Source organism: Herbaspirillum sp. 1130, from assembly GCF_017833835.1.
GTDB classification, from domain to species: domain Bacteria; phylum Pseudomonadota; class Gammaproteobacteria; order Burkholderiales; family Burkholderiaceae_D; genus Herbaspirillum; species Herbaspirillum huttiense.
Genome location: NZ_JAFICQ010000002.1, coordinates 534,571 through 559,476, shown reverse-complemented (window position 1 = coordinate 559,476; position 24,906 = coordinate 534,571). Strand labels below are relative to the sequence as shown.

The 24,906-nt window shown below is 63.4% G+C and carries 27 protein-coding genes; 14 read left to right on the top strand and 13 right to left on the bottom strand.

Going from position 1 to position 24,906, the window contains the following annotated elements:
• Position 1 precedes the first annotated feature (1 nt).
• From pyk to JOD78_RS11325, 4 genes are all read right to left on the bottom strand, one after another.
• Positions 2 to 1,435 (bottom strand): pyruvate kinase, encoded by a 1,434-nt coding sequence (gene pyk / locus JOD78_RS11340; protein ID WP_034331813.1) that lies wholly within the window; start codon positions 1,433 to 1,435, stop codon positions 2 to 4.
• A gap of 189 nt (positions 1,436 to 1,624) precedes the next feature.
• Positions 1,625 to 2,815: a phosphoglycerate kinase gene (locus tag JOD78_RS11335; protein WP_034331814.1), complete on the bottom strand. Its 1,191-nt coding sequence runs from the start codon at positions 2,813 to 2,815 to the stop codon at positions 1,625 to 1,627.
• Between the two features lie 122 nt (positions 2,816 to 2,937).
• On the bottom strand, positions 2,938 to 3,261 hold the full coding sequence (locus tag JOD78_RS11330) for an AzlD domain-containing protein (RefSeq protein WP_039789151.1): 324 nt from the start codon (positions 3,259 to 3,261) through the stop codon (positions 2,938 to 2,940).
• Positions 3,258 to 4,058, bottom strand: a complete 801-nt coding sequence (locus tag JOD78_RS11325; RefSeq protein ID WP_121043033.1) for an AzlC family ABC transporter permease — start codon at positions 4,056 to 4,058, stop codon at positions 3,258 to 3,260. Before JOD78_RS11325 ends, JOD78_RS11330 begins: the two co-directional genes overlap by 4 nt.
• Positions 4,059 to 4,269: 211 nt before the next feature.
• Between JOD78_RS11325 and JOD78_RS11320 the strand changes: the two genes are divergently transcribed.
• The 5 genes from JOD78_RS11320 to JOD78_RS11300 all read left to right on the top strand — a co-directional run bounded on the left by JOD78_RS11320 (position 4,270) and on the right by JOD78_RS11300 (position 7,610).
• Positions 4,270 to 5,190, top strand: coding sequence for a branched-chain amino acid transaminase (locus JOD78_RS11320; protein WP_121043031.1), 921 nt, complete (start codon positions 4,270 to 4,272; stop codon positions 5,188 to 5,190).
• Positions 5,191 to 5,257: 67 nt separating this feature from the next.
• Positions 5,258 to 5,458: a zinc-finger domain-containing protein gene (locus tag JOD78_RS11315; RefSeq protein ID WP_008325571.1), complete on the top strand. Its 201-nt coding sequence runs from the start codon at positions 5,258 to 5,260 to the stop codon at positions 5,456 to 5,458.
• A gap of 68 nt (positions 5,459 to 5,526) precedes the next feature.
• Positions 5,527 to 5,961, top strand: a complete 435-nt coding sequence (locus JOD78_RS11310) for a nuclear transport factor 2 family protein (protein WP_121043029.1) — start codon at positions 5,527 to 5,529, stop codon at positions 5,959 to 5,961.
• Between the two features lie 58 nt (positions 5,962 to 6,019).
• The gene (locus JOD78_RS11305) at positions 6,020 to 7,012 is read left to right on the top strand and encodes an alpha/beta fold hydrolase (RefSeq protein WP_121043027.1); all 993 of its coding nucleotides are present in this window, start codon (positions 6,020 to 6,022) and stop codon (positions 7,010 to 7,012) included.
• Positions 7,005 to 7,610 (top strand): DUF2946 family protein, encoded by a 606-nt coding sequence (locus tag JOD78_RS11300; RefSeq protein ID WP_209568044.1) that lies wholly within the window; start codon positions 7,005 to 7,007, stop codon positions 7,608 to 7,610. The genes JOD78_RS11305 and JOD78_RS11300 overlap by 8 nt, the downstream gene beginning before the upstream one ends.
• A gap of 18 nt (positions 7,611 to 7,628) precedes the next feature.
• Here JOD78_RS11300 and JOD78_RS11295 read toward each other — a convergent pair whose 3' ends face one another.
• Entirely contained in the window at positions 7,629 to 9,173 is a 1,545-nt protein-coding gene (locus tag JOD78_RS11295; RefSeq protein ID WP_134135467.1) for a M48 family metalloprotease, read from the bottom strand.
• 147 nt (positions 9,174 to 9,320) lie between these two features.
• Between JOD78_RS11295 and moaC the strand changes: the two genes are divergently transcribed.
• Entirely contained in the window at positions 9,321 to 9,827 is a 507-nt protein-coding gene (moaC, locus tag JOD78_RS11290) for a cyclic pyranopterin monophosphate synthase MoaC (protein WP_121043022.1), read from the top strand.
• A 104-nt stretch (positions 9,828 to 9,931) separates the two neighbouring features.
• Here the strand turns inward: moaC and JOD78_RS11285 are convergent, their stop codons facing one another.
• The 6 genes from JOD78_RS11285 to recA all read right to left on the bottom strand — a co-directional run bounded on the left by JOD78_RS11285 (position 9,932) and on the right by recA (position 15,886).
• Positions 9,932 to 10,438: a pilin gene (locus JOD78_RS11285; protein ID WP_121043020.1), complete on the bottom strand. Its 507-nt coding sequence runs from the start codon at positions 10,436 to 10,438 to the stop codon at positions 9,932 to 9,934.
• Between the two features lie 202 nt (positions 10,439 to 10,640).
• Positions 10,641 to 11,375, bottom strand: coding sequence for a TerC family protein (locus JOD78_RS11280; protein WP_209568046.1), 735 nt, complete (start codon positions 11,373 to 11,375; stop codon positions 10,641 to 10,643).
• A 182-nt stretch (positions 11,376 to 11,557) separates the two neighbouring features.
• Positions 11,558 to 12,439 (bottom strand): succinate--CoA ligase subunit alpha, encoded by an 882-nt coding sequence (sucD, locus tag JOD78_RS11275; RefSeq protein ID WP_013232695.1) that lies wholly within the window; start codon positions 12,437 to 12,439, stop codon positions 11,558 to 11,560.
• 100 nt (positions 12,440 to 12,539) lie between these two features.
• On the bottom strand, positions 12,540 to 13,700 hold the full coding sequence (gene sucC / locus JOD78_RS11270) for an ADP-forming succinate--CoA ligase subunit beta (protein WP_034341272.1): 1,161 nt from the start codon (positions 13,698 to 13,700) through the stop codon (positions 12,540 to 12,542).
• Positions 13,701 to 14,222: 522 nt separating this feature from the next.
• Positions 14,223 to 14,687, bottom strand: a complete 465-nt coding sequence (recX, locus tag JOD78_RS11265; protein ID WP_121043014.1) for a recombination regulator RecX — start codon at positions 14,685 to 14,687, stop codon at positions 14,223 to 14,225.
• Positions 14,688 to 14,836: 149 nt separating this feature from the next.
• Complete coding sequence (gene recA / locus JOD78_RS11260) at positions 14,837 to 15,886, bottom strand: recombinase RecA (RefSeq protein ID WP_034341268.1); 1,050 nt, start codon at positions 15,884 to 15,886, stop codon at positions 14,837 to 14,839.
• Positions 15,887 to 16,346: 460 nt separating this feature from the next.
• Between recA and JOD78_RS11255 the strand changes: the two genes are divergently transcribed.
• The 7 genes from JOD78_RS11255 to JOD78_RS11225 all read left to right on the top strand — a co-directional run bounded on the left by JOD78_RS11255 (position 16,347) and on the right by JOD78_RS11225 (position 22,242).
• Positions 16,347 to 17,975: a response regulator gene (locus JOD78_RS11255; protein ID WP_209568047.1), complete on the top strand. Its 1,629-nt coding sequence runs from the start codon at positions 16,347 to 16,349 to the stop codon at positions 17,973 to 17,975.
• A gap of 2 nt (positions 17,976 to 17,977) precedes the next feature.
• A complete protein-coding gene (locus JOD78_RS11250) occupies positions 17,978 to 18,583 on the top strand; it encodes an ATP-binding protein (RefSeq protein WP_039789179.1) in 606 nt (201 codons plus the stop codon).
• A 382-nt stretch (positions 18,584 to 18,965) separates the two neighbouring features.
• The gene (locus JOD78_RS11245) at positions 18,966 to 19,952 is read left to right on the top strand and encodes an aliphatic sulfonate ABC transporter substrate-binding protein (RefSeq protein WP_121043010.1); all 987 of its coding nucleotides are present in this window, start codon (positions 18,966 to 18,968) and stop codon (positions 19,950 to 19,952) included.
• A gap of 4 nt (positions 19,953 to 19,956) precedes the next feature.
• Positions 19,957 to 20,853, top strand: coding sequence for an ABC transporter permease (locus tag JOD78_RS11240; protein WP_245202088.1), 897 nt, complete (start codon positions 19,957 to 19,959; stop codon positions 20,851 to 20,853).
• 19 nt (positions 20,854 to 20,872) lie between these two features.
• On the top strand, positions 20,873 to 21,856 hold the full coding sequence (locus tag JOD78_RS11235) for an aliphatic sulfonate ABC transporter substrate-binding protein (protein ID WP_121043006.1): 984 nt from the start codon (positions 20,873 to 20,875) through the stop codon (positions 21,854 to 21,856).
• A gap of 2 nt (positions 21,857 to 21,858) precedes the next feature.
• Positions 21,859 to 22,014 (top strand): hypothetical protein, encoded by a 156-nt coding sequence (locus JOD78_RS11230; RefSeq protein WP_166675783.1) that lies wholly within the window; start codon positions 21,859 to 21,861, stop codon positions 22,012 to 22,014.
• 57 nt (positions 22,015 to 22,071) lie between these two features.
• Positions 22,072 to 22,242: a hypothetical protein gene (locus tag JOD78_RS11225; protein WP_209568049.1), complete on the top strand. Its 171-nt coding sequence runs from the start codon at positions 22,072 to 22,074 to the stop codon at positions 22,240 to 22,242.
• Positions 22,243 to 22,273: 31 nt separating this feature from the next.
• Here JOD78_RS11225 and JOD78_RS11220 read toward each other — a convergent pair whose 3' ends face one another.
• Positions 22,274 to 23,236, bottom strand: coding sequence for a Tim44-like domain-containing protein (locus JOD78_RS11220; RefSeq protein ID WP_134221371.1), 963 nt, complete (start codon positions 23,234 to 23,236; stop codon positions 22,274 to 22,276).
• A gap of 214 nt (positions 23,237 to 23,450) precedes the next feature.
• A complete protein-coding gene (locus tag JOD78_RS11215) occupies positions 23,451 to 23,873 on the bottom strand; it encodes a hypothetical protein (protein ID WP_209568051.1) in 423 nt (140 codons plus the stop codon).
• A gap of 299 nt (positions 23,874 to 24,172) precedes the next feature.
• Between JOD78_RS11215 and JOD78_RS11210 the strand changes: the two genes are divergently transcribed.
• A complete protein-coding gene (locus JOD78_RS11210) occupies positions 24,173 to 24,883 on the top strand; it encodes a response regulator transcription factor (RefSeq protein WP_039789191.1) in 711 nt (236 codons plus the stop codon).
• Positions 24,884 to 24,906 lie beyond the last annotated feature (23 nt).

The following is a 24,906-nucleotide window of genomic DNA, read 5'->3' as shown; positions in this document are numbered from 1 at the left end:
ATCAGTACTCGCCAACGCGCAGAATCTTCAGCGCATTGGTGCCGCCGACCTGGCCGATGGGCTCGCCCCAGGTCACGACGATCAGGTCACCCTTCTGCACCACGCCTTGCGCCAGCAGCAGATCCTGGGCGCCCTTCAACATGGCTTCGGTGTCGGGCGCCTGGGCCAGTTCCAGCGTATGCACGTTGCGGAACAGCGAAGCCTTGCGGCGCGTGGCGACATTGGGGGTGATCGCAAAGATCGGGATATCGATGTTGTGACGGCTCATCCACAGCGCCGTCGAACCGGATTCGGTGAGCGCGGCGATGGCCTTCACGCGCAGGTGGTGCGCGGTAAACAGCGCGCCATAGGCGATGGACTGGTCCACGCGGGTAAAGCGCAGGTTCAGGAAATCGGCGTCCAGCTGCACATTCTCGGAGCGCTCGGCTTCCAGGCAGATGGCCGACATGGCTTCCACGGTTTCCACCGGATACTTGCCGGAGGCGGTCTCGGCCGAGGTCATCACGGCATCGGTGCCATCCAGCACGGCGTTGGCCACGTCCGAGACTTCGGCGCGGGTCGGCACGGCGTTGACGATCATGGACTCCATCATCTGGGTCGCGGTGATGGTCAGCTTGTTGGAGGCGCGCGCCATCTTGATCATGCGCTTCTGCAACCCCGGCACGGCGGCATTGCCCACTTCCACGGCCAGGTCGCCACGGGCCACCATGATGCCGTCGGAGGCATCCAGGATTTCCTGCAGCAGCGGGATGGCTTCGGCGCGCTCGATCTTGGCGATCATCATCGGCTTGTGGCCGAAGGGCTCACCGGCCACGTTGGACAACTGGCGCGCCATTTCCATGTCGGTGGCGTTCTTGGGGAAGGACACGGCCACGTAATCGGCCTGGAAGCTCATGGCGGTCTTGATGTCGTCCATGTCCTTGGCGGTCAGCGCCGGTGCGGACAGGCCGCCGCCCTGGCGGTTGATGCCCTTGTTGTTGGACAGCTCGCCACCGATCTTGACCACGGTGTGGATCTCGTTGCCCATCACGCGTTCGACCTTCAGCACGATCAGGCCGTCATTCAACAGCAGCACGTCGTTGCCCTTCAGGTCACGCGGCAATGCCTTGTAGTCCAGACCCACGCGTTCCTGGTTGCCCATCTGGCAATCGGAATCGAGGATGAACTTGTCGCCGTTGGCCAGCATGATCTTGCCATTCTCGAACTTGCCCACGCGGATCTTGGGACCTTGCAGGTCGGCCATGATGGCGACCTTCTTGCCGCATTCGTCGGCCACTTCGCGCACCAGGGTGGCGCGGTCGATGTGGTCCTGCGGCTTGCCGTGGGAGAAATTGAGACGCACGACGTCAACGCCGGCGCGGATCATGCGGGTCAAAGTGTCACGGTCGCTGGAAGCGGGACCGATGGTGGCGACGATTTTTGTTGCTCTGGACATGAATACCTTCTGGTTGCGACTTGGTGATAGAAGCCCGCTGCCCGGCCCGATGCAGGGCCGATCAGGCGGAGAGCTTCCGCCCCGAACGCGCGTCTCGGACGCGTTCATCATTGGTGGTGCTACAGACTCAGAATTCGGATGGAACAGCCGGGCGCTGCGCCCGGCAACAGGGCGCAGCGCCGGTGACGCTTACTGCGCGCGTTGCAGCAGGATCTCGACAGCCGGCAGGGTCTTGCCTTCCAGGAATTCCAGGAAAGCGCCACCACCGGTGGAGATGTAGCCGACCTTGTCGGCAATGTTGTACTTGGCAATGGCGGCCAGGGTATCGCCGCCACCGGCGATCGAGAAGCCGGACGATGCCGCGATGGCCTTGGCCAGGGTTTCGGTGCCACGGCCGAACTGGTCGAACTCGAACACGCCCACCGGGCCGTTCCAGACGATGGTGCCGGCGCGGCCGAGCTGTTCAGCCAGGACGGCAGCGGTCTGGGGGCCGATGTCGAAGATCATGTCGTCGTCAGCCACATCGGCAGCCGCCTTCACGGTGGCTGCAGCGGTCGGGGAGAATTCCTTGCCCACCACGACGTCCGTGGGGATAGGTACCGAAGCGCCGCGCTTGGCCATCAACTCGATGATGGCCTTGGCGTCGTCCACCAGGTCCGGCTCGGCCAGGGACTTGCCGATCTTCAGGCCGGCCGCCAGCATGAAGGTATTGGCGATGCCGCCACCGACGATGAGGTTGTCGACCTTCTCGGCCAGGGTCTTCAGGATGGTCAGCTTGGTGGAGACTTTGGAACCGGCCACGATGGCCACCAGCGGACGGGCCGGCTGGTTCAGGGCCTTGCCCAGCGCATCCAGCTCAGCGGCCAGCAGCGGGCCGGCACAGGCGACGGGGGCAAACTTGGCCACGCCGTAGGTGGTGGCTTCGGCGCGGTGCGCGGTACCGAAGGCGTCATTGACGTAGATATCGCAGAGCTTGGCGATCTTTTGCGCCAGCTCGTCGCTGTTCTTCTTTTCGCCCTTGTTCAGACGGCAATTTTCCAGCAGCACGACCTGGCCGGGCTGCACGTCCACGCCATCGACCCAGTCGGCGACCAGCTTGACTTCACTTCCCAGCAGCTCGGAGAGGCGCTTGGCCACCGGGGCCAGCGAATCTTCGGGCTTGAACTCGCCTTCGGTCGGACGGCCCAGGTGGGAGGTCACCATCACTGCAGCGCCTGCCTGCTGGGCATCGCGAATGGCCGGGACCGAAGCGCGGATGCGGGTATCTTCGGTGATGTTGCCGGCATCATCCTGCGGGACGTTCAGATCGGCACGGATGAAGACGCGTTTGCCTTGCAATTGCTTGGCAGAAATCAAATCGCTCAGTCGGTTGAATTTCATAGGTAGGAATTCGAAGAAGGGGGCGAAAAACGCCGTATTTTACTCCAGCCTGACCCGCTCCTGACGGCTTTTTGGCAGCCTCAACAACATCCGGAGCGCATCCTGGCGCTCTGCGCGAAACTTCATAGCAACCAGCGCAGCAGTGTAAAGAGTGACATTCCTGCCACAATAGTTCCCAAAAGATGACGCGTTGCCGCAAAGAAAACGCCGGCACCGATGCCGGCCAGCAACTTCGGGTTGGCCAGGCTCATCTCGATGGCCCCGCCTGACGTCACCAGATCCGGGAAGATGATGGCCGCCATGGCCGCTGCCGGCGCATAGCTCAAGGCATGCTTGACGCGCGGCGGCAGCTTGACCGCATGGCCAAACAGGAAGAATCCGCTGCGGGTCACCACCGTGGAGATGGTCAGCAGCACGATGGCGCCCCAGACATACCAGTCGCTCATGCCGTCGCCTCTGCATCGCCGTCACTGCCGCTGCCGGGCAGCAGCTTGTCGGCCAGCATCGCCGCCGCCATGCCCAGCACCATGGCCAGCAGCAGGCCCAGCCGGTACGGCAGGTCCAGCGCCAGCACCGCCACCGTACCCGACACCACCACCCCGGCCAGAGCCGGCAGGCTGCTGGTCATGGGGATCATCACGGCGATCAGGGCCAGGGTGCCGGCAAAGCCGATATTCCAGCTTTCCGGAATCTGGCTGCCGAGGAGGATGCCGATGGTCGCGCCGAGCTGCCAGGCAACCCAGCCCGGATAGCAGATCGCCGCAAAATAACCGATCTTGCCGGCAGGTTGATGAAAAGTAGACGGAGGATAGCGCTGCGGAAAGAAGGCCATCGAGATATCGCCATTGAAGAAGCCGTACCAGACCCGGCGATACCAGGGCAGGTGTTCGAAATGCGGTGCCACGGCCGCCGAGAAGATCACGAAGCGCAGGTTGACGATCATGGCGGTGAAGAACACCACCAGCAGCGGCACTCCGGCCGCCAGCAGGGGCAGCGCCGCGAACTGGGCCGACCCGGCATAGACCAGCAAGCTCATGCCCAGCGACTGGTAGATCGTCAGCCCCGACTTGACCATGGCCATGCCCGAAACCATGCCCCAGGCCAGCACGGCGGGAATGGTCGAGGCACTGGCGCGCCAGCCTTCCTGGAAGGCTTCCTTCTCGATGCGGCGGGCAGCGTCAGGGTCGTGCGCGGGGGGATTGCTCCCGGCCCCTGATCGGTCCTCGCCTGTCTCCTTCTGCATTGGTCTTCCGTGGGCGATTGAAGAAGCGGCCGGCCGCAGAGGGTCGGCGCGCGTGATGGTGTGTGCATTTTCACTCAGGCCTTTCATTCTACAGATGAAAGTTTTTACTCGCGTGAATCCGCTAGAATGGTGCTCTTTGTTCAGTTCGATTTGTCAGAACGGAACAATCCATTTCGGGAAGTTTGCAATCACTGCACACAGGGAGACCACCATGTCCATGGCTGACCGCGACGGCAAGATCTGGAAGGACGGCGCGCTGATCGATTGGCGAGACGCCACCATTCACGTACTGACCCACACCCTGCACTACGGCATGGGTGTCTTCGAAGGCGTGCGCGCCTACAAGACCGCGGAAGGCACGGCCATTTTCCGCCTGAAGGAACATACCCAGCGCCTGTTCAACTCGGCCAAGATCTTCCAGATGGAAGTGCCGTTCGACCAGGCCACCCTGGCCGAGGCGCAGTGCCAGGTGGTGCGCGAGAACAAGCTGGAATCCTGCTACATCCGCCCGCTGATCTGGATCGGCTCGGAAAAGCTGGGCGTGTCCGCCAAGGGCAACCAGATCCACGTGGCCATCGCGGCCTGGCCGTGGGGGGCCTACCTGGGCGAAGACGGCATCAACAAGGGCATCCGCGTGAAGACCTCTTCCTTCACCCGCCACCATGTGAACGTCTCGCTGGTGCGCGCCAAGGCCAGCGGCTACTACATCAATTCCATCCTGGCCAATCAGGAAGCGCTGGCCGATGGCTACGACGAAGCGCTGCTGCTGGACACGGACGGTTATGTCTCCGAAGGTTCGGGTGAAAATGTCTTCATCGTCAAGAACGGCAAGATCTATACTCCCGACCTGGCCTCCTGCCTCGATGGCATCACCCGCGACGCCGTGCTGACCATGGCGCGCGACCTGGGCATCGAGGTCATCGAAAAACGCATCACCCGCGACGAGATGTATTGCGCCGATGAAGCTTTCTTCACCGGCACCGCCGCCGAGGTCACGCCGATCCGCGAACTGGATCGCCGCGTCATCGGCAACGGCGGCCGTGGCCCCATCACCGAGAAGCTGCAGACCCTGTTCTTCGACGTGGTCTCGGGGCGGGCACCACAGTACAAGCACTGGCTCACGCTGGTGTGAGGCGCGGGCGGATCAGCGCAGATTTTCACGTATCAACTTCAGTCAATTGCAAGCAACGGAGAACAAGATGAGCCAAGCTCAAGCATCGCAGGGCGTGATCCTGCTCGAAGGCAAGGACCTGCCGGCCCACTGCCCCAACCCCAGCATGTCGGCCTGGAACTCGCACCCGCGCGTGTTCCTGGAACTGGACGCGCACGGCGCGGCCAAATGTCCGTACTGCGGTACCCAGTACCAGCTCAAACCCGGTACCGTGGTCAAAGGCCACTAACATCGAGCTTTCGCACCAGACACGAGAGGGCCCACAAGGCCCTCTTTTCATCTGATCCGGAGATTGTCATGCCCCGCAACAAACTGATCCATGGTTCGCCCGATGAAATCGAAGCTGCCTACTACGACGCCCTGGCCCGTGCCGACCTGGACGCGCTGATGGACCTGTGGGCCGATGACGAGGAAATCGTCTGCATCCACCCCGGCGCACAACGCCTGGTCGGCCACGCGGACATCCGCGCCGTATGGGAAGACATCCTTTCCAACGGCGGCCTGCACATCCGCCCGCGCCAGTTGCACGCCACCCAGAACATGATGACCGCCGTGCACAGCGTGGTGGAAGACATCGACCACGGCGGCGACCCGCAGCAGGATGTGCACGTCATCGCCACCAACGTCTACCTCAAGACCGCCCTGGGCTGGCGCATGGTGATGCACCACGCCTCGGTCGCACCCGGCGCGGCACCGGTGGAACCGGTGATCAGCGGGGCCATGCTGCATTGACGGCGGCCTGATTTATCCACAGGCGCTTGCGCCATCCGATTCCGAGCAAGGCTGCACCATGCTTTACGTACCGCCCCGCTGGCTTCCCGGCGGCCATCTCCAGACCATCTATCCGTCCACCTTCCTGCCCAAGCCGAAGGTGGCGTTCCGGCGCGAGCGCTGGGAAGCGCCCGATGGCGACTTCATCGACATCGATTTCGTCGACGGCCAGCCGGGACGGCCGCTGCTGGTGCTGTTCCACGGGCTGGAAGGCTCTTCCGACAGCCACTACAGCCGCGCGCTCATGGCCGAGGTGCAGCGGCGTGGCTGGCATGGGGCGATTCCGCATTTTCGCGGCTGCTCGGGGGAGATCAACCTGGCGCCGCGCTTCTATCACTCGGGCGACACCGCCGAGCTGGACTGGATCATCCGCCGCCTCAAGCTGCGCCAGCAAGACCTGGCGGCCACGCACCTGTATGCCTGCGGCGTCTCGCTGGGTGCCAATGCCCTGCTGCGCTGGCTGGGCGAATCCCAGCACGAGGCCGAGATTGTCGACGCCGCCTGCGCGGTGTCGGCCCCGCTGGACCTGGCCGGGGGCGGTGCGGCGCTGGCCAGCGGCTTCAACCGGCTCTACACCTGGGTCTTCCTGCGCACCATGCGGCCCAAGTGCCTGGCCAAGCTGGACCAGTTCCCGGGCCTGTTCGACCGCGAGGCCCTGCTGTCGGCGCGCGATCTCTATGCCTTCGACAATGTGGTCACCGCGCCCCTGCACGGCTATCGCAATACCGACGATTATTGGGACCGCGCCAGCGCCAAGCACATCCTGCACGACATCAGCGTGCCCACGCTGGTATTGAATGCGCAGAACGATCCTTTCCTGCCGGCGCGCCACCTGCCGCGCTCGGCGGCACCGGAAGTGGTGCTGGAATATCCCGAACAGGGCGGCCATGTGGGCTTTGCCGCGGGTGGGCCGCCGGGCAGCCTGGCGTGGCTGCCGCAGCGGCTGCTGCATTTCCTGGAAGGCAAGGCGGAGAGCGCCTTCGTGGCGCACACGGAGCTGGCCCATGGATGAGATCGTCCGCCAGGCCATGGCCCGTTGGCCCAACGTGCCGTACTGCTTCGGCTGGCTGCGGCTGGATGCGCGCGGACAATGGCGCATGCGCGACGAACGGGCACAGCAACTGGAACTGCCCGGAGACCCCATCCGCCACCCTGCCCTGCTGGCCTTCATCGACCGCAACTACACCTGCGACGATAGCGGCTGCTGGTACTTCCAGAACGGGCCGCAGCGGGTATATGTGGATCTGGAGTGGGTGCCGCATATCCTGCGGACCCAGCCGGGCGCGGGTGCGCTTGTTCCCTCCCTCGTCCTGCATACCCAGGCCACGGTGGAGCATCTCGATGCCGCCTGGATGGATGAGAGCGGCCGACTCTACCTGCGCAGCGGCGAGATCATTGCCGGCGTCGATGACCGCGATCTGGCCACCTTGCTGCCCTGCCTGCATCACGCCGGGCAAGCAGATGAAGAGGCCCTGCTGCGCTGGCTGGAGGGCACTGAGGATTTGACACTTTCCTTCACCTGGAACGGGCAGGACCTGCCGCTGCAACGCATCGCCAGCGATCAACTGGAACAAACCTTCAGATTCGTCTGCAGCCCCCGTCCCGCCTGACTTTCCGGCGGGCAGGGGTCAGCGGTCTTTGAGCTCCTTCTGCTCATCCTTCCAGCGCGCCTTCCATTCGCGCTCGCGCGCATCGATCTGTGACTGGTCGTAGAAAGTCGCATCCGGTGCCTTGCGCGCAATCCCCAACTGATCGATGGCCGCCAGCAGGCTGCCGTTGAGTGCATAGGATTCGGCCAGCGCCAAATGCTGCAGGGCCTGCTTGCCCTGCGCGGCGTAGACCTTGGCCAGCAGCTGCTGCACCTGGGCATCCGAACGATACAGCTGCGCCTGGTCGCGCAGGTAGCCCACGGCCTGGTCGTAGCGGTTGGCGGCGATCAGGGCATCGGCGTACTGGCGCGCGACGCTGCGCGAGATCGGGTACTGCTGGCGCATGCTCTCCGCCACCTGCAGCGCCTGCTGGGTCTGCTTGCGGGCGATCTTGATGTCGATGTCGAGGCTGCCGAAGAAGATGCCGGTCTTCATCGGGATGGCCGCTTCCTGGGCCTCCTTCAATGCGGCCTCGGCCTGCTCGAAGCGGTTCTGGCGGTAGTAGGCGAAAGCCAGGCCATACTTGGCGGCGGCCGTCATCAGCTTGGTATTGCCTTTGGCCTGGTCGGTGAATTTGGCGACGTTGTCGCGCAGGCCCTGCACGCCGTCATTCTGCAAGACCTGGGTACGGGCGCGCGCCAGCTGGAATTCCGGGTTGTCCACGCGCTGCTTGTAGCGCTGGTCGCGGATGCGGGCCTGGATGTCGGCGATACGCTCGGTGGTCAGCGGGTGCGTCATCAGGTAAGGCGGCACGGCATCGCTGTAATTGCGCGAGGCCGTCTGCAAGCGGCCGAAGAAGGTCACCATGCCCGACGGATCGAAGCCGCCATCACGCATGATCTGCAGGCCGATGCGATCGGCCTCGCGTTCGGCATCGCGGCTGAAGTTGAGCTGGCGCTGCACGGCCAGGCCAGTGCCGCCCATCATGGTGGCCATGGCAGCATCGCCCCCGGCCTTGGACACCCCGGCCAGCGCACCCAGTACGATGGCCGCCAGCTGGATCATGGAATTCTGCTTCTGCTGGCCCAGCATGCGCGCAATGTGACGCTGGGCCACGTGGCCGATTTCGTGCGACATCACGCCGGCCAGTTCGGATTCCGACTGTGCCGCCAGCACCAGGCCGCTGTTGACCCCGATGAAGCCGCCCGGCAGCGCGAAAGCGTTCAGCATGGGATCGCGCACCATGAAGAACTGGAAATCGAAGCCAGCCTCGCCGCGTACCTCAGGATGAATGGAGACCAAATTCTGGCCGAAATTGTTGAGGTATTCCGAGATCGGGCCATCGTCGACATAATCGCGGTCGGTGCGGATGTCGCGCATGATTTCTTCGCCCAGCTTGCGCTCCATCAGCGGCGAGAGCCCTTCGCGTTCGGTATCGCCCAAGGTCGGCAGGCCTTGCGCCACGCCGGGATGCGGCAACAGCGTCAAGGGAGCGGCCGGCAGCAGCAGGAAGGTGGCACTGAGCGCACGCATGAGCAGACGGCGCAGGGGGCGGCGGGAAAGTTCAGGAACGGTTCGTTGCATGGACCCAGTCATCGATGGCAGACACATGGTGAAAGCAAGACAGCGGCAGCGGTGCAGGCGGTGCACAGCTCGGCGCTGGCGGCAAGCCGCAGGCTGCCTGCTATGATACCCGCTCCTTTCCCTTCATTTCATCATCAGCGAACCAGCATGAGCACATCCGGCGACTCCGCGCCCAACGGCGGCCTCACCCATTTCGACCAGGGCGGACAAGCGCACATGGTCGATGTCGGCGGCAAGAACGAGACCCATCGCGTGGCGCTGGCCACCGGCGTGATCCGCATGCAGCCGGCCACCTTGGCCATCATCGAATCGGGCACGGCCAAGAAGGGCGACGTGCTGGGCATCGCCCGCATCGCCGCCATCATGGCGGCCAAGCGCACGGGCGACCTGATTCCGCTGTGCCATCCGCTGGCCTTGACGCATGTGTCGGTGGAGTTCGAGACCGATGCGGCCAGTTCTTCCGTGCGCTGTACCGCGCGGGTGGAAACCTTCGGCAAGACCGGGGTGGAGATGGAAGCGCTGACGGCCGTGCAGGTCGGGCTGCTGACCGTCTACGACATGAGCAAGGCGGTCGACAAGACCATGGTCATGACCGATATCTGCGTGACCGAAAAGCGCGGGGGCAAGAGCGACATCAGCATGGCGCGCCCTTGAAGCAGCACGCTGCAGCAAATTCGCTGTGGACAAGACAAATCAAAAATGACAAACGCGCCCGAGGGCGCGTTTTTTCATGCTGCCTGCGCTGCTGCAAGCACAGATCAGCCGCGGCAGTTGGCCGGTGCAAACTTGGCCGGCAGCGTACCGGCGACGAAGCCGGTATTGGCGGTAGCGCCTTCGGGCGTGGCGGCCTGCTTCACATCCTTGGCGGCGCATTGCCACTGGATGGTGCCGGAGGCAATGGTGGGCGTCAGCGTGAGCGTGCCGCCGTCGCCCACGCGCGGGCTGTAAGTGATGGTGATGACACCGCCCACGCCGCGCTTTTCCATCGGCGAGACTTCGATCTTGCTGACGTTGTCGGTCGGGGTGAAGGCCGGCAGGCCCAGTTGCGCCACGGTGAAGACGCCGTTGTTGGAGCTGATCTGCTCGGTCACGGCCAGCTTGTAGGGTTCGGCCAGGTTGAAGCCTTCCGAGACGCGCGCGCGGGCGATGTAGTCCTGGTATTGCGAGGCGCCCAGCATCGCAAGAATGCCGACGATGGCCAGCGTGACCATCAGTTCGAGCAGGGTGAAGCCTTGTTGGGGGCGACGGGTGACGACGGGTTTCATGGGATCCTCGTAAAAATGAAAAGGGCGTTGCCAGTATCGGCAGCGCCGGTCATGCGTACCAGCGAAAAAATTGCAAAGCTATCAGGTTTGTCGTGCTGCGGCGCTGACCTGGCTCAAGCACGGCCGGGTATCGGGCGCCGCGGCACCGGTTCTGGTCTGCAGCGTGTCGGCCATCCCCATGGCCTGCACGCGCCTTTGCCGCTCAGGCGGCCGTTTTCTGGCGCTCCTGCTTCCGGCGCTTGAGTGTCAGGCCGGTCAGCACCACACCGAGCGCACCGACCAGGCCGGGCAGGCTCAGGTGCACCGCAGCGCCCGGCAACACGAATTCGGTGTCGCCGATGAAGCCCTTGATCCAGCCCTGTACCGCGACATCGCTGAAGATCATGCCACCGGCGATGTAGCCCAGCAAGGCTGCACCCAGGGTGACGATGACCGGGAATTTCTCCATCAGCTTCAACACCAGGGTACTGCCCCAGACGATGATGGGGATGCTGACCACGATGCCGAATACCACCAGCAGCAGCTGGTGCTCACCGGCCGCTTGCTCGGCGGCGCTGGCGATGGCGATCACGTTGTCCAGGCTCATCACCAGGTCCGCCACGATCACGGTCTTGACGGCGCCCCACAGGCGGTCGCTGCCGTTGATGTCGGTGTGCTCATCGTCTTCGTTGAGCAGCTTGATGCCAATCCACAGCAACAGGATGCCACCGATCAGCTTGAGGAATGGCAACTGCAGCATCGTCACGGCGAAGGCGATCAGGGCGATGCGGATACCGATCGCACCCACCGTGCCCCAGACGATGCCCTTCATGCGCAGCTTGTCGGGCAGATTGCGGCAGGCCAGGGCGATGACGATGGCATTGTCGCCACCGAGCAGGATATCGATCAGGATGATCTGCACCACGGCGACCCAGTTCAGGTTGGCCAGGAATTCCATGCATGTCCTCTTGGAAAAACAGCGCCTCGGATCGGGCGCATGGCTGGAAGACCGCGTTGTGCGCGGTTAGTGCCTCCCATCGGGACGGCTTGCCAGAAATGACATGGGGAGCCGGAGCTCCCCATGCTGGTCTTGCGGGTACTGCTTTACTGCCGTGGCTGAGTGAGTCAGCCCGTGGTCAATTACAGCACCGACTTCAGCAGACGGCCCATTTCGGACGGGTTGCGGGTGACCTTGATGCCGCACTCTTCCATGATGGCCAGCTTGGCTTCAGCGGTGTCAGCACCACCGGAGATCAGGGCACCTGCGTGGCCCATGCGCTTGCCCGGGGGCGCGGTCACGCCGGCGATGAAGCCAACCACCGGCTTCTTCATGTTGTCCTTGATCCAGCGTGCAGCGTTGGCTTCGTCAGGACCACCGATTTCACCGATCATGATGACGGCGTCGGTGTCCGGATCGTCGTTGAAGGCCTTCATGACGTCGATGTGCTTCAGACCGTTGATCGGGTCGCCACCGATACCGACGGCGGAGGACTGGCCCAGGCCCAGGGCGGTCAGCTGGCCCACGGCTTCATAGGTCAGGGTGCCCGAGCGGGAAACCACGCCGATGCGGCCCTTCTTGTGGATGTGGCCGGGCATGATGCCGATCTTGATTTCGTCCGGGGTGATCAGGCCGGGGCAGTTCGGGCCCAGCAGCAGGGTCTTGGAACCGGCCTTGGCCATGCGGTCCTTCAGGGCCAGCATGTCACGCACGGGGATGCCTTCGGTGATGCAGATGGCCAGGTCCAGCTCGGCTTCGACGGCTTCCCAGATGGCAGCAGCAGCGCCGGCGGGCGGCACGTAGATTACGGAAACGGTGGCGCCGGTGGCGTTCTTGGCTTCGGTGACGTTGGCATAGATGGGGATGCCTTCGAAGTCTTCACCGGCCTTCTTCGGGTTCACGCCTGCGACGAAGGCATTCTTGCCATTCGCGTAGTCGCGGCACATGCGGGTGTGGAACTGGCCGGTCTTGCCGGTGATACCTTGGGTGATGACCTTGGTGTCTTTGTTGATGAGGATCGACATTTCTCTTCCTTGACTGTGATGCCTGCGCCGCGGGCGGCGCCTGGGCTGCAATGGCTTGCAGCCGGCGGCTCGCGCCGCGCAGGCTTGCGTGTTGGGTTACTTACTTGGCAGCTGCCACGACCTTTTGGGCGGCTTCTTCCATGGAGTCGGCCGAGATGATCGGCAGACCGGAATCGGCCAACAGCTTCTTGCCCAGGTCTTCGTTGGTGCCCTTCATGCGGACCACCAGGGGCACCTTCAGCGAGACGGCCTTGGAAGCCGCGATCACGCCTTCGGCGATCACGTCACAGCGCATGATGCCGCCGAAGATGTTGACCAGGATGGCCTTCAGTTCGGGGTTCTTCAGCATGATCTTGAAGGCTTCGGTGACCTTCTCGGTGGTGGCGCCGCCGCCCACGTCCAGGAAGTTGGCCGGCTCGCCGCCGAACAGCTTGATGGTGTCCATGGTGGCCATGGCCAGGCCGGCACCGTTGACCAGACAGCCGATGTTGCCGTCCAGGGAGATGTAGGCCAGGTCGAACTTGGAGGCTTCGACTTCAGCCGGATCTTCTTCGTCCAGGTCGCGGTAGGCGACGATTTCCGGGTGACGGAACAGGGCGTTGGAGTCGAAGTTGAACTTGGCGTCCAGGGCGATGACCTTGCCGTCGCCGGTCAGGATCAGGGGGTTGATTTCAGCCAGGGAAGCGTCGGTTTCCCAGTAAGCCTTGTACAGGCCTTGCAGGTTCTGGCGAGCAGCCGGGATCGATTCAGCAGGCACGCCGATCTTGGCGGCCACGTCGTCGGCTTGCGCGTCGGTGAGGCCATCGATCGGGTCGATGATGACGTTGTGGATCTTTTCCGGGTTGCTGTGGGCAACTTCTTCGATGTCCATGCCGCCTTCGCTGGAGGCCATCAGGACGACCTTCTGCGAGACGCGGTCGGTGACCAGGGAAACGTACAGTTCCTTCTTGATGTCCGCGCCTTCTTCGATCAGCAGGCGACGCACCTTCTGGCCTTCAGCGCCGGTCTGGTGGGTGATCAGCTGCATGCCCATGATCTGGTTGGCGTATTCCTTGACCTGCTCGATGGACTTGGCCACCTTCACGCCACCGCCCTTGCCGCGGCCGCCTGCATGGATCTGGGCCTTGACGACCCACACCGGGCCGCCGAGCTTCTGGGCAGCCGCTTCGACTTCGTCGACCGACATGCAAGGAATGCCGCGCGGCACGGTTACGCCGAACTGGCGCAGGATTTCTTTACCCTGATACTCATGGATTTTCATGGGAGCTTCCCTTTAGACACTGAATGAATGAAACTTGCCGGATTGAAATTCGGAAGCCGGCATTGAGCCGGCCGACCAGAAAGCAGACTGCAACCCGCAGGCGGGGGTCGCATCCGTTGCCGGATGGAGTCGGGCGCAGGCGTGAGCTGCGCGGGTTGCGAGTGAATTCGTCGAATTGGGCATATGCATGCCGTCTGCTTTAGTTGGTCTGATAGTCGAAACGCACCAGCTTGCGCCGAAGCGTTCGCATTATCCATTCCTGCTCCTGACGTGGGCCTTGCACCGTTGCGCCGTTTTAACAAACCGGCAACACGCGGTATCTCCTCAGGCTTGCGCGCCGCAGCAAAAACTTCCGAATTCTAGCACACGACAAACGGCCTGTTGGCCGGTAGCGCTAACACCGGGCGCAATGCGCAGGAATTACCATCGGGCAGGACAAGGCCGCACGCCGGTGGGAGATTTCGAGGAAAACGCGGGAAAAATGTGCTTGGCCGGGCCGGCCCTGCTGGATGCAGCTTGGGTTCAGGCAGACTCTTCGTCGTCGGCCCAGGCGGTCTGGAAGGCTTCGCGGATGCTGCGATGGGAAAAACCGCGCTGCTGGAGGAAGCGCATCTGTTTGGCGCGGGTCTCGGCATCCTCGGGCGGTGCGGCGTACTTGCGCCGCAGCACCTGCGCGGCACGCTCGCCCTCCCCGGCGGCCAGATCGGCCTTCAGTTCGGCGATGGCTTCACCTTCAATGCCATGGCCGTGAAGTTCGGAGATGATGCGCTGATTGCCGTAGCGCGCCGAGCGGCGATGCACGAGCGATTCGGAAAAACGTTCCTGGGAAAGGAAACGGGACTGCTCCAGCCATTGCAGGAGCTCTTCGATGTCATCGCCCTCTTGCGCGTAAGGGGCAAGCTTACGCGCAAGTTCCTGGCGACTATGCTCACGTGAAGAGAGATATTTGAGCGCCCTTGCTTTCAGGCTGATCGGCGGTCTTGGCATGTTGCGAACTTGCTGTACTGCGGTATTACCTCCCCCTGAGACCGCCAACACAGCACGGCACCAGCGAGATAAACAAGCCACCATCACGACACCCAGGGCTCAGGCAAACCCTGTCGCCGCGATGGCGCTTGAATCCTTTAAGCGCGGATTCAGGAAGCCTTGGCTTCCGCTTCGCCACCGGCCAGTTCCGGCACGCCCAGGGCGACACGGACCTTGTTCTCGATCTCGCGAGCCAGCTCCGGATGTTCCTTCAGGTAGTTACGGGCATTGTCCTTGCCCTGGCCGATGCGCTCGCCGTTGTAGCTGTACCAGGCACCGGACTTCTCGACCACCTTGTGTTCCGAACCCAGGTCCAGGATCTCGCCTTCGCGGGAAGTGCCTTCGCCATACAGGATGTCGAAGTGGGCTTCGCGGAACGGGGGCGCAACCTTGTTCTTGACGACCTTGACCTTGGTTTCGCTGCCGATGACTTCATCACCCGACTTGATCGAACCGGTGCGGCGGATGTCCAGGCGCACGGAAGCGTAAAACTTCAGCGCGTTACCGCCGGTGGTGGTTTCCGGGTTGCCGAACATGACACCGATCTTCATGCGGATCTGGTTGATGAAGATCACGGTGGTGTTGGTGCGGTTGATGCTGCCGGTGAGCTTGCGCAGCGCCTGCGACATCAGGCGGGCTTGCAGGCCCGGCAGGGAATCGCCCATGTCGCCTTCGATTTCAGCCTTGGGGGTCAGCGCGGCCACGGAGTCGACCACGATCAGGTCCACCGCACCGGAGCGCACCAGGGCGTCGCAGATTTCCAGGGCTTGTTCGCCGGTGTCGGGCTGCGAGATCAGCAGGTCGTTCAGGTTCACGCCCAGCTTTTGCGCGTAGGTGACATCCAGCGCGTGCTCGGCGTCGATGAAGGCGCAGGTGCCGCCCAGCTTCTGCATTTCGGCAATCGATTGCAGGGTCAGGGTGGTCTTGCCCGAGGATTCCGGACCGTAGATTTCGATCACGCGGCCGCGCGGCAGGCCGCCGATGCCCAGGGCGATGTCCAGGCCCAGGGAGCCGGTGGACACGGACTGGATTTCCTCAGCGATGACGCCATCTTCCATGCGCATCACCGAGCCCTTGCCAAACTGCTTTTCAATCTGTGCCAACGCGGCGGCCAGCGCCTTGCTCTTTTCAGAGTTGTTCGCAGCTTTTTTGTCGTCCATAAATCTCTCTCGGCAAAATGTCGTGAAGACGGGTGTCAGGGGGAGTCTTGCTGATGTTGCTTGAATGTTGCTTGGATCTTGCTCGCGGTGGCTGGCCATCGCTGGCAGGCCGCGGGTGTTGCCCGGGGGGCAGTGGATGACCGCCCCGATAGAGCGATACTGTATAAAAAAACAGTGCTTAGTGCAAGCGTTTTTGTCGGCCCAAATTCCATCCGTGGGCGAAAACCACAATTATACGAGAGGCAGACCTTCCAAAAACTTCATAAATCGCAGAGGAATGATGCATGGAAGGAAAAAAAACGGCACACTCGCGAGTTGGGGGGAATAATTCGTCAGCAATGGCCAAATTGGTATCAATAGTCGTCATCTCGCACGATATTGCGCCGCGGCAATTATTCGGCCCACGGCATTCCGCAATCCCGAACAGATCGCCTTACAGATCGCTTTACAGACCGTTCTCATGAGTTTAGTGCCCTTCAGCCACATCAGCGCCCTGCGCTGCCTGGTCATCGACGACATGCCGACGATGCGCCAGAACATTCGCATGCACCTCGGGCAGCTCGGCGTGACCAAGGTCGACCAGGCTGCCACGCCCGATGAAGCCATCCGCTTCGTGCAGTCCGGCACCTATGACCTGATCATCTGCGACTACAACCTCAACAAGGAAAGCAACGGGCAGCAGCTGCTGGAGTTCTTCCGCACCCAGAACATGCTCTCGCCGACCTGCATGTTCATCATGGTGACGGCCGAGAGCGGCTACAACCTGGTGGCCAGCGCCGCCGAGTTCCAGCCCGACGCCTACATGTTGAAGCCGCTGACGGCCAGCCGCATCGCCGAACGCGTGGACCGCCTGCTGGAAAAGCAGCACGCCATGCTGCCGGTGACCGAGAAGATGAAGCGCAAGGACATCACCGGCGCCATCATCGAATGCGACAACGTGCTCAAGTCGGCGCCCAAGTGGATCGTCGAGATCATGAAGACCAAGGGCACGCTGCTGATCGAACAGCGCCGCATCGACGAAGCGCGCGAGGTCTACAAGCAGGCCCTGGCCATGCGCGACGACCTGGTGTGGGCCAAGATCGGCCTGGCCCGCTGCAACATCGTGGCCGGCCAGATGGATGATGCGCGCTTGATCGTGCAGGACGTACTGGCGCAGAACAAGCAGTTCATCGCCGCCTACGACCTTATGGCGCAGATCGACGAAGCCCAGGGCAACCAGGAAGGCGCGCTGGAGGCGCTGACCAAGTCTTCCGAGATCATCCCCTCGGCGCGCCGCAGCCGCCTGGTGGGCGACGTGGCCTACCGCAGCGGCCATCTCGACCAGGCGCGCGAGGCTTATGACAAGGTGCTGAAGCACACCAAGGGTTCGCTCACCGCGCAACCGACCGACCTGCTCTCGCTGGCCCAGGTGCACATCGACAGCGGCGACCCGGATGCCGCGCTGCGTTTGCTGGAAAGCGCGCCGCGCCGCTACGAGGAATCCAACCTCTTCGTCTCCGCGCAGGCCGCCGTGCAGGCCCAGGCCTACGTCCAGCTGGGCGACACCATCTCGGCCCAGCAAGCCTTCGAGACGGCCCGCCAGGCGGCCGGCAAGGAAGCCTCGGACACCGCCACCCTGGCCCTGGCCAAGGCGGCCTTCTCGATGGGCAAGGATGAGGAAGGCGCCAAGCTCATCGCCGAAGCCGTCAAGTCCGACCACGAGAACAAGACCCTGCAGATGCTGGCGCGCAAGGTGCTGGCCGATACCGGCCGCGCCAACCTGGCCGAAGAGCTCATCGACGGTGCCGTCAAGCACTGCATGAGCATCATCGCCGAAGCCAATGCCCTCATGCGCAGCGCCAAGCCCGACGAGTCGCTGGCGCGGCTGGAAGAGGCGCTGGCCAGCATGCCGGAGAACACCGGCGTGCTGCTGGCGGCCGCCCAGCTGCATCTGCTGTGGATGAGCCAGCGCGGCTGGAACGAAGAATACGTCAAGCGCGTGCGCCGCTACCTGGCCACCCTGGACCGCCTGATTCCCGGCAACGATAGAGTCGCGAAGATGCACAAATTCCTGCGCGACACCCTGACCAAAGTAGCCCCGAAGAGCTGACCATGGATCCCAAGCTTGCCGCGATCATCATTCACGACATCAAAAACTCCCTGGGCGTGCTGGAGGGGGAATTGCGCCGCCTGTCCGACGACGTGCCGCGCGTGCAGCAGGCCCATGTCACCTGCCTGGCCCTGCAGGAAAAGCTGATCGCCTTCCTGACCCTCTACAAGGCCGATTCCCAGGGCCTGCGCGCGCAGGTCGAGGCGGTCTCGCCGCTGGACTTCCTCGATGCCCTGGTGCGCGAGCACGGCGTCTCCCGCAGCAACGACATCGCCCTGCAGGTGGACGAAACCGACATGCCGGTGATCGGCTTCTTCGATGAACACCTGGTGGCGCTGGCGCTGGAAGCGGCGCTGCAGAATGCCAGCCGCTTTGCTCGCTCGCAGATCGCGCTGGGCTGCCGCAAGCATCCGGAAGGCGGCGTGATCTTCACGGTGCGCGACGATGGCCCCGGCATCGGCACCCAGGAAAAGAAGCCGTCCACCGGGTTGGGCATGGACCTGTGCAATGCCATTGCCACCGCCCACAACAAGGAGACCCGGCATGGCGAAGCGCGCCTGTCCAATCATCCGGATGGTGGTGCGCTGTTCGAACTGTGCCTGCCGTAAATCGATGAGGCGCGTACGGAGACGCATCTTCTCCGTGGCCTCATCGTCCTCCTCGTCCTCCTCTCTCTGCCTGGCCGGTCTGCCACTCCTGCAGAGGACTACATGACTGAAGGGCCGCATCCCGTCTCCTCTACACAACTGCATCTGTACATCTCTGCACCTCTGCATCTCTGCATGAGGACATGACGGCCATCGGCCGCCATGGAATGCCCCCCGTTCGAGCCTGCGGCCACATGCGCCGCCCGCATATGCAAGCGCGAAAATAGTCGTTCTTCCGCCAGAGCTTCGTCCTTAGAGTGTCGGTTTGTCCCGCCTGTGCGGCCGGCCATGGCCGTGCTGCGCCACCTCGTGCGGGGCGATCCAACCAAGGGAGAACCCATTCATGCAACGCAGAGACTTCCTGCGCCTGGCCCCCGCCGCGCTCGGCGCTACCGTACTGGGCAGCGCGCCCCTGCTGGCGCGTGCCGCACAGCCGCCCAAGACCATCCGCCTGGACTATGCCTACTACTCGCCGCCCAGCCTGGTGCTGCGCAAGTTCGGCTGGCTGGAGGAAGACCTCAAGGCGCAAGGCACGGAAGTCAAATGGGTCCTCAGCGCCGGCAGCAACCGCGCGCTCGAATATCTCAACAGCGACAGCGTGGACTTCGGCAGCACCGCCGGCCTGGCCGCCCTGCTGGCGCGGGCCAATGGCAATCCGGTCAAGGCGGTCTACATCTATTCGCGTCCGGAATGGACGGCGCTGGCGGTGGGCAAGGAGTCGACGGTGAAGTCCATCACCGAACTCAAGGGCAAGAAGATCGCCGCCACCAAGGGCACCGATCCGTATCTCTTCCTGCTGCGCGCACTGCATGAGAATGGCCTCAAGAAGAGCGACGTCGAAATCGTCCACCTGCAGCACGCCGATGGCCGCGCCGCACTGGAACAGGGGCGTGTGGCCGCGTGGGCCGGGCTCGATCCCCATCTGGCTGCCAGCGAACTGGAAGCCGGATCGCGCCTGATCTACCGCAACGTCAACTTCAACACCTACGGTTTCCTCAACGTCAGCGACACCTTCGCCGCCCGTCATCCGGACCAGGTCAAGCGCGTGCTCGCCGCCTATGAACGTGCGCGCACCTGGATCATCGCCCATCCCGACGAGACCGTGGCCCTGCTGTCGGAAGAGTCCAAGCTGTCGGCCCCGGTGGCGCGCCTGCAACTGAAGCGCAACGATTTTTCGCAACCGCAGATCGGCCGCGAACACATCGAAGCGCTGCGCGCAGCCTCGCCCATCCTGCTGGAAGAAGACCTGGTCAAGAGCGGCACCGACCTGCCGCGCACCATCAATGCCTTGATCGATCCCAGCTATGCGCAGGGCGTGGTGAAGGCCTGAGGCCATGGCTGATCCCATCCCGCTTCCGGCCACGCTGCAGGCCGCGCCCAAGCTGGACGCCGCCAAGCCGCCCGTGGCGCGCGCGGCCACCCCGCGCCGCCGGGGCTGGCCGCATGACGATGGCTATCGCCCGGGCCGCTTCACCGGCTGGATCCTGCCGTTGCTGTTCCTGCTGGCGGTAGAAGCCGGTGCGCGGCTGGATTGGATTCCTGCGCGCCTGCTGCCGCCGCCCAGCGAGCTGGCACACACCCTGTGGTCACTGGCGCAGCGCGGTGAATTGCTGCCGCATATCGCTGCCAGTCTCGCCCGTGTGGCTTCCGGCTTCGTGATCGGCAGCGTGCTGGCGGTTGCCCTGGGGCTACTGGTCGGCATCAGCCGCCGCGCCGAAGCCCTGCTGGAACCCAGTTTCCAGGCGCTGCGCGCCATCCCGAGCCTGGCCTGGATTCCGCTCCTGCTGCTGTGGCTGGGCATCGATGAAACGCCGAAGGTGGTGTTGATTGCCATCGGTGCGTTTTTCCCGGTGTACCTGAATCTGGTGGCCGGCATTCGCGACATCGACCACAAGCTGATCGAAGTCGGCACCAGCTCCGGCCTCAGCACCGGCGAACTGATCCGCCACATCCTGCTGCCAGCCTCCCTGCCCTACCTGTTTGCCGGCCTGCGCGGGGGACTGAGCCTGGCGTGGATGTTCCTGGTGGCGGCCGAACTGATCGCTGCCACCAAGGGCGTGGGCTACCTGCTCTCGGATGGGCGCGAAAGCAGCCGGCCGGACCTGGTGCTGTCCGCGATCCTGATCCTGGCCCTGCTGGGCAAAGTCAGCGACAGCCTGTTGCGCGCCGTCGAACAGAAAAGCCTGGGCTGGCGCGACGCGCGCCGGCAATCCAGCCAGCAGAAATCCTGACCTACTTTTGAGCTTATCCATGTCCCTTCACGACCACGCATCCAACCGCCGCCGCTTCCTCAAGACCGGCGCGGCACTGGGTCTGGGCGCACTGGCGCCGGCCAGCGTGCTGGCCCAGAGCAACCAGGCCATCCGCATCGGCTACCAGAAATCCTCGACCCTGCTGACCATCCTGAAAGCCAATGGCACCCTGGAAAAACTGCTGGCACCGAGCGGGGCCAAGATCAGCTGGCATGAATTCGCCAGTGGCCTGCCGCTGCTGGAGGCGCTCAATGTGGGCGGCGTCGACCTGAGTGCCGACGTGGCCGATACCGTACCCGTGTTCGCCCAAGCTGCCGGCGCCAAACTGGCTTACATCGCGCAGGAATCGCCCTCGCCCGCCGCACAGGCCATCGTGGTGCGGGCCGATTCGCCACTGCGCACGGCCAGCGATCTCAAGGGCAAGAAGATCGCCGTGACCAAGGCGGCCGGCGTGCATTACCTGCTGATCGCCACGCTGGAAAAAGCCGGATTGAAATTCAGCGATGTGCAGCCCGCCTACCTGTCGCCGGCGGATGGCCGCGCCGCCTTCGAACGCGGCAGCGTCGACGCCTGGGTCACCTGGGATCCCTTCCTGGCGGGCGTGCAGCGGCAGTCGCAGGTGCGCATCCTCTCCGACGGACGCGGCGTAGCCGATTACCAACGCTACTACCTGGCCTCGGCCAGCTTCGCGCAGGCACGTCCCGAGGTCTTGCGGGTGGTGTTCGATGAACTGAAGAAGACCGGCCTCTGGGTCAAGCAACAGCCGCGCGAGGCAGCCGCGTTCCTGGCCCCGCTCTGGGGACTGGATGCGGATACCATCGAACTGGCCAACAGCCGCCGCAGCTACGAGGTACGTGCGGTCAAGCGCGAGGCGTTGGGCGAGCAGCAACGCATCGCCGATACCTTCTTCGCCGCCGGCCTGTTGCCCAAGAAGGTCGACACGGCCGACGTCGCCATCTGGGCCGCCGACAAGGTGGCATGAGCATGGATGGACTGGACCAGATCACGCTGGTATTGCTGGTCATCCTGGTGGTGGTGGCGCTGCTGTTTCCCTTGTCGGACGGACGTCTTCCCCGACGCGACCGGGATCGGGAGCGCCCCGGCACTGCGCCGGACGAGCAATCTCAAAAGCGCCGCTGATGCGGTGCTTTTTTTATGGGACGCTGCGATACGAAGGATAAGGCCGGAACAGGAAAGATGATGCCCGCCACCTGGGCGGCTCCGGACCGAAATGAAGAAAACTTCAGGCGTGGAATGCAAAACAAAGCGAACAAAAAAAACCGCCGGCAAAAGCCGGCGGTAAAACGGACTGGCGACGCTCATCCACTAACCGCCGCCTTCCGCGCCAAACTGATACTTGCTACATGAACGTTCTTGCCAATTTGTCAGGGCCGGTGACTCAGCCCTGGACCGGATCGAGCTGCTGGATACCTGCCAGCACCCAGCCGCCCTGGCCGGCAGCCGGCTTGGACAGGTTCCAGATCTCGGCGAACTGGGCCGGCGAGGCGGTCGGATCTTCCTTGATGAAGCCGAAGAACTTCACGCTGGCCAGGTAATCATTGCCCACGGTTTCCACGCCCAGCACTTCCGCATCCAGCGAGACCACGTCGGTCTGGTTGGCAGCAGCACCGCGTTCTTGGATCTGCAGGCGCAGCTCGGCAAACATCTCGGGCGTCGTGAATTCGCGGATGTCGTTGATGTCAGCCTTGTCCCATGCCGCTTGCAGGCGGATGAAGTAGGTCTTGGCATTGCGCACGAAGCCCACGGTGTCGAAACCGGCCGGGATACCATAGGCAGGCGCTGCCTCGGCATTGCCGAAACCACCACCGAAACCGTTCTGGGTGGTCGAGGCGGCGGACTGGTCGGTCTTCAGCATGGAACCGATCTGCGGCGTGGACGATGCGTTGTCAGCCGCTTGCGGTGCAGCGCTGGCCCAGGCCGGAGCCGGTTGCGCGGACTGTGCCGATTCCGACTTGCGGCGGAACAGGCGGATCACGAACATGATCGCCAGGGCAATCAGGGCCACGGTCAGGATGGTGCTGATCATGCTGGCCAGTGCGCCACCCAGGCCGAAGTGCGACAGCAGCGCGCCCAGGCCCAGGCCCAGCAAGGCGCCACCCAGCAGGCCCTTCCACATGCTCGGCTTGGCGGCGGCTGCAGCCGGAGCGGCAGCAGGCGCGGCCGGCTTGGCAGCGGCGGCCTGGTTCTGCTGCATCGGGGCAGGGCTCTGCGCCTGACGGCTGGCGCTGGAAGACTGTTTGCCGATCGAACCGCCACCGCCAAGACGCTTGGCTTCGACGGCCGACATGCCAACAGACAGCGTCATGACCGCCACTATCAGCGCGACAAATGCTTTTTTCATGCTATCTCCTAAAGGATTCTGATGATGTGATGCGGTCACATCGGCCGTAATTCGGAATCACTGGAACAGGTGTGCCCTGGAGGATCAGCACCGGCGCGGGCAGGCCGACGCTGGCCGCGCACGCGCAGGGTCCTGCTGTCGCACGGCGCGAAGCCTCAATCCATCAGGGGCAGTTCAGCGGGCGCAGCAAAACCTGTCGCGCGTGGCGACGGGATCAGGCCCGGGGAGGACGTCCTGCGCGGGGCAGGAACGGGGGTTGCAGGGCGGCATCGCTACGCAGAGCGGGCGCCAGGCGGGAAGTTTGCGGCACCATGGCCAGGGATTGCATCAGCACGGGCTCGTCACCGATACCGGCGTGCGTGGAGAAATCTTCACCGCTGTCGGCGTAACCGGTGCTGTCGTCATCGCTGCCGGCGGCATCGGCCACCAAGGCGTGCGAATGGTCATCACTGAGTGAAGCGGCCTGGTCGGACAGGGAAACGGTCTTGGACACCAGATGCTGGGTCGCCACGGCGGCTTGCACCGGGGCCGGGACTGCGAAGTCGGTCGCGGCCATCGAGCTGGCGTACGTCAGCACCGCCGCAAATACTTGCACCGGGAGCAGACAGATCAGCAGCAGGACCCACAAACGTTTCATCAGATTTTCCAGCGGTTTTCCAGAAATGGATGCGAGAAATTATATCAACAAAAATTGCGCTGCCAGCAAGTAAATCTTGCTGACGCCTCCTACTATAAGGCCTAAGCTTCAGACTTCAATGCCCCAATCTGAATTGTTACACTTCAAACCCGCGACCTGACCTGTCTCAAGGACAGCGCTCATCAGGCAATCCCTGATTTGCATTGGGGGTTGAATTAGTGGAATATGAATGAAAAGGTATCACAATAATTCAACCATCCGAGACAATTCAGCCGGCCTAGCCTCGCTGACCGATTCTTATGCGCATCCTCCTTGCTGAAGACGACAGCGTACTGGCCGACGGGCTGACCCGTTCCCTGCGCCATTCCGGCTATGCCGCCGATTGCGTCAAGAACGGGGTGGAAGCCGATTCCGCCTTGTCCACCCAGGATTTCGACCTGCTGATCCTGGACCTGGGCCTGCCCAAGATGTCCGGCCTGGAGGTGCTGCGCCGCCTGCGCGCGCGCAATTCGCGCCTGCCGGTGCTGATCCTGACGGCCGCCGATTCGGTGGAACAGCGCGTGCAAGGCCTCGATCTCGGTGCCGACGACTACATGGCCAAGCCCTTTGCGCTCTCCGAACTGGAAGCGCGGGTGCGGGCGCTGACCCGGCGCGGTGCCGGCGGCGGGCCGACGGTCATCAAACATGGTCCGCTGTCCTTCGACCAGGTCGGCCGCATTGCCTACATCGGCGAACAGATGCTGGAACTGTCGGCGCGGGAACTGGGGCTGCTCGAAGTATTATTGCAACGCACCGGCCGCCTGGTCTCCAAGGAACAGCTGGTGGACCACCTGTGCGAATGGGGAGAGGAAGTCAGCAACAATGCCATCGAGGTCTATGTCCATCGTCTGCGCAAGAAAATCGAGGTCGGCGGCGTACGCATCGCCACCGTGCGCGGGCTCGGCTATTGCCTGGAGAAGCTGCCCGAGAACGGCGCTGCCCCGCTGGCGGCCTCCAACAGCGCGGCCTGAGGCCGCGTCCGCCTTCGCTTCAC

What these genes read in the sequence shown, in the direction of transcription:
- pyk (WP_034331813.1), bottom strand. Translation starts at nt 1,435, where the DNA reads ATGTCCAGAGCAACAAAAATCGTCGCCACCATCGGTCCCGCTTCCAGC.
- JOD78_RS11335 (WP_034331814.1), bottom strand. Translation starts at nt 2,815, where the DNA reads ATGAAATTCAACCGACTGAGCGATTTGATTTCTGCCAAGCAATTGCAA.
- JOD78_RS11330 (WP_039789151.1), bottom strand. Translation starts at nt 3,261, where the DNA reads ATGAGCGACTGGTATGTCTGGGGCGCCATCGTGCTGCTGACCATCTCC.
- JOD78_RS11325 (WP_121043033.1), bottom strand. Translation starts at nt 4,058, where the DNA reads ATGCAGAAGGAGACAGGCGAGGACCGATCAGGGGCCGGGAGCAATCCC.
- JOD78_RS11320 (WP_121043031.1), top strand. Translation starts at nt 4,270, where the DNA reads ATGTCCATGGCTGACCGCGACGGCAAGATCTGGAAGGACGGCGCGCTG.
- JOD78_RS11315 (WP_008325571.1), top strand. Translation starts at nt 5,258, where the DNA reads ATGAGCCAAGCTCAAGCATCGCAGGGCGTGATCCTGCTCGAAGGCAAG.
- JOD78_RS11310 (WP_121043029.1), top strand. Translation starts at nt 5,527, where the DNA reads ATGCCCCGCAACAAACTGATCCATGGTTCGCCCGATGAAATCGAAGCT.
- JOD78_RS11305 (WP_121043027.1), top strand. Translation starts at nt 6,020, where the DNA reads ATGCTTTACGTACCGCCCCGCTGGCTTCCCGGCGGCCATCTCCAGACC.
- JOD78_RS11300 (WP_209568044.1), top strand. Translation starts at nt 7,005, where the DNA reads ATGGATGAGATCGTCCGCCAGGCCATGGCCCGTTGGCCCAACGTGCCG.
- JOD78_RS11295 (WP_134135467.1), bottom strand. Translation starts at nt 9,173, where the DNA reads ATGCAACGAACCGTTCCTGAACTTTCCCGCCGCCCCCTGCGCCGTCTG.
- moaC (WP_121043022.1), top strand. Translation starts at nt 9,321, where the DNA reads ATGAGCACATCCGGCGACTCCGCGCCCAACGGCGGCCTCACCCATTTC.
- JOD78_RS11285 (WP_121043020.1), bottom strand. Translation starts at nt 10,438, where the DNA reads ATGAAACCCGTCGTCACCCGTCGCCCCCAACAAGGCTTCACCCTGCTC.
- JOD78_RS11280 (WP_209568046.1), bottom strand. Translation starts at nt 11,375, where the DNA reads ATGGAATTCCTGGCCAACCTGAACTGGGTCGCCGTGGTGCAGATCATC.
- sucD (WP_013232695.1), bottom strand. Translation starts at nt 12,439, where the DNA reads ATGTCGATCCTCATCAACAAAGACACCAAGGTCATCACCCAAGGTATC.
- sucC (WP_034341272.1), bottom strand. Translation starts at nt 13,700, where the DNA reads ATGAAAATCCATGAGTATCAGGGTAAAGAAATCCTGCGCCAGTTCGGC.
- recX (WP_121043014.1), bottom strand. Translation starts at nt 14,687, where the DNA reads ATGCCAAGACCGCCGATCAGCCTGAAAGCAAGGGCGCTCAAATATCTC.
- recA (WP_034341268.1), bottom strand. Translation starts at nt 15,886, where the DNA reads ATGGACGACAAAAAAGCTGCGAACAACTCTGAAAAGAGCAAGGCGCTG.
- JOD78_RS11255 (WP_209568047.1), top strand. Translation starts at nt 16,347, where the DNA reads ATGAGTTTAGTGCCCTTCAGCCACATCAGCGCCCTGCGCTGCCTGGTC.
- JOD78_RS11250 (WP_039789179.1), top strand. Translation starts at nt 17,978, where the DNA reads ATGGATCCCAAGCTTGCCGCGATCATCATTCACGACATCAAAAACTCC.
- JOD78_RS11245 (WP_121043010.1), top strand. Translation starts at nt 18,966, where the DNA reads ATGCAACGCAGAGACTTCCTGCGCCTGGCCCCCGCCGCGCTCGGCGCT.
- JOD78_RS11240 (WP_245202088.1), top strand. Translation starts at nt 19,957, where the DNA reads ATGGCTGATCCCATCCCGCTTCCGGCCACGCTGCAGGCCGCGCCCAAG.
- JOD78_RS11235 (WP_121043006.1), top strand. Translation starts at nt 20,873, where the DNA reads ATGTCCCTTCACGACCACGCATCCAACCGCCGCCGCTTCCTCAAGACC.
- JOD78_RS11230 (WP_166675783.1), top strand. Translation starts at nt 21,859, where the DNA reads ATGGATGGACTGGACCAGATCACGCTGGTATTGCTGGTCATCCTGGTG.
- JOD78_RS11225 (WP_209568049.1), top strand. Translation starts at nt 22,072, where the DNA reads ATGATGCCCGCCACCTGGGCGGCTCCGGACCGAAATGAAGAAAACTTC.
- JOD78_RS11220 (WP_134221371.1), bottom strand. Translation starts at nt 23,236, where the DNA reads ATGAAAAAAGCATTTGTCGCGCTGATAGTGGCGGTCATGACGCTGTCT.
- JOD78_RS11215 (WP_209568051.1), bottom strand. Translation starts at nt 23,873, where the DNA reads ATGAAACGTTTGTGGGTCCTGCTGCTGATCTGTCTGCTCCCGGTGCAA.
- JOD78_RS11210 (WP_039789191.1), top strand. Translation starts at nt 24,173, where the DNA reads ATGCGCATCCTCCTTGCTGAAGACGACAGCGTACTGGCCGACGGGCTG.